This window comes from Bergeriella denitrificans NBRC 102155 (assembly GCF_001592185.1).
GTDB classification, from domain to species: domain Bacteria; phylum Pseudomonadota; class Gammaproteobacteria; order Burkholderiales; family Neisseriaceae; genus Neisseria; species Neisseria denitrificans.
The window spans coordinates 1-2,429 of the sequence record NZ_BCWL01000265.1; the positions used below are offsets into that span (position 1 = coordinate 1).

At 49.5% G+C, this 2,429-nt stretch carries 2 tRNA genes and 1 rRNA gene; all 3 read right to left on the reverse strand.

Annotated elements, in window-relative coordinates:
• Window positions 1–352: 352 nt before the first annotated feature.
• Window positions 353–428: transfer RNA gene (locus tag BDE01S_RS10010), tRNA-Ala, on the reverse strand.
• 11 nt (window positions 429–439) lie between these two features.
• Window positions 440–516, reverse strand: a tRNA-Ile gene (locus BDE01S_RS10015).
• A gap of 116 nt (window positions 517–632) precedes the next feature.
• Window positions 633–2,173 (reverse strand): 16S ribosomal RNA (locus tag BDE01S_RS10020).
• Between the last annotated feature and the right edge of the window lie 256 nt (window positions 2,174–2,429).

Genomic DNA, 2,429 nt, shown 5'->3' on the forward strand with positions numbered 1-2,429 from the left:
AAGATATGCCGTTGACTAGCACATTTCCTAGAAATTCCTACTTTGATAAAGCTTACTGCTTTGTTGTGTGTTGCTCCTGCCTTTTGTGTTTCAGGAGCAACTCGATACAATCATCACCCAAATACTGTGGTTGGTCTGTTTTTCTTTTTTACGCTGCTTTCGCTTTGTTTAAAAGAGATGTTAAAACGGTTGCAACCGTTTCTCTATCCATCCCAACCAACATTGTCTTTGTTTGTTGATTTCGGCTTTCCAATTTGTTAAAGATCGATGCTTGCGGACTTTGGTCCGACTTCGCAAATTAAAATGAGCTGCGCATTATAGCAGCTTATTTTGATTTGTGAAGTCTTTTTTGTGGTGGAGGCAAACGGGATCGAACCGATGACCCCCTGCTTGCAAAGCAGGTGCTCTACCAACTGAGCTATGCCCCCAGTATGAGTTGTGGTGGGTCTGGGAGGACTTGAACCTCCGACCCCACGCTTATCAAGCGTGTGCTCTAACCAGCTGAGCTACAAACCCAAGGTCGTGAAGGTGTCAACCGACAGTTGCCTACCGCTCTCTTTCCTTCTTTTCTTCTTGCATCTTTGACAGTTTACCGATAAGTGTGAATGCGAGAGGCCTCTTCTTTTCTCTAGAAAGGAGGTGATCCAGCCGCAGGTTCCCCTACGGCTACCTTGTTACGACTTCACCCCAGTCATGAAGCATACCGTGGTAAGCGGGCTCCTTGCGGTTACCCTACCTACTTCTGGTATCCCCCACTCCCATGGTGTGACGGGCGGTGTGTACAAGACCCGGGAACGTATTCACCGCAGTATGCTGACCTGCGATTACTAGCGATTCCGACTTCATGCACTCGAGTTGCAGAGTGCAATCCGGACTACGATCGGTTTTGTGAGATTGGCTCCACCTCGCGGCTTGGCTACCCTCTGTACCGACCATTGTATGACGTGTGAAGCCCTGGTCATAAGGGCCATGAGGACTTGACGTCATCCCCACCTTCCTCCGGCTTGTCACCGGCAGTCTCATTAGAGTGCCCAACTGAATGATGGCAACTAATGACAAGGGTTGCGCTCGTTGCGGGACTTAACCCAACATCTCACGACACGAGCTGACGACAGCCATGCAGCACCTGTGTTACGGCTCCCGAAGGCACTCTCCCGTCTCTGGGAGATTCCGTACATGTCAAGACCAGGTAAGGTTCTTCGCGTTGCATCGAATTAATCCACATCATCCACCGCTTGTGCGGGTCCCCGTCAATTCCTTTGAGTTTTAATCTTGCGACCGTACTCCCCAGGCGGTCAATTTCACGCGTTAGCTACGCTACTAAGGTATCAAGTACCCCAACAGCTAATTGACATCGTTTAGGGCGTGGACTACCAGGGTATCTAATCCTGTTTGCTACCCACGCTTTCGAGCATGAACGTCAGTATTATCCCAGGGGGCTGCCTTCGCCATCGGTATTCCTCCACATCTCTACGCATTTCACTGCTACACGTGGAATTCTACCCCCCTCTGACATACTCTAGCTACCCAGTTCAGAACGCAGTTCCCAAGTTGAGCTCGGGGATTTCACATCCTGCTTAAGTAACCGTCTGCGCTCGCTTTACGCCCAGTAATTCCGATTAACGCTCGCACCCTACGTATTACCGCGGCTGCTGGCACGTAGTTAGCCGGTGCTTATTCTTCAGGTACCGTCATGAGGATTCGGTATTAGCAAATCCCTTTTCTTCCCTGACAAAAGTACTTTACAACCCGAAGGCCTTCTTCATACACGCGGCATGGCTGGATCAGGCTTGCGCCCATTGTCCAAAATTCCCCACTGCTGCCTCCCGTAGGAGTCTGGGCCGTGTCTCAGTCCCAGTGTGGCGGATCATCCTCTCAGACCCGCTACTGATCGTCGCCTTGGTAGGCCTTTACCCCACCAACTAGCTAATCAGATATTGGCCGCTCGAATAACGCGAGGTCCGAAGATCCCCCGCTTTCTCCCTCAGGACGTATGCGGTATTAGCTAATCTTTCGATTAGTTATCCCCCATTACTCGGTACGTTCCAATATGTTACTCACCCGTTCGCCACTCGCCGGCAGAAGTGCAAGCACTTCTCCGCTGCCGTTCGACTTGCATGTGTAAAGCATGCCGCCAGCGTTCAATCTGAGCCAGGATCAAACTCTTATGTTCAATCTCTAACTTATTAACTTCTGGTCTGCTTCAAAGAAACCGACAGAACATAGATAAATCTACATCTTGTCTGTTTTTGTCGCAGTGTGAGGCTCTCGCACTCACACTTATCGGTAATCTGTTTGTTAAAGAACAAGAACGCGAATTATACAGTAACAAATCTCTCTGTCAATACTTAATGCGCTTCAACTCGAAATCTGTTATAATGAACAATTCGTCTTCACCGCCGAAGCAGCGAAGAACCGAACTATACGCC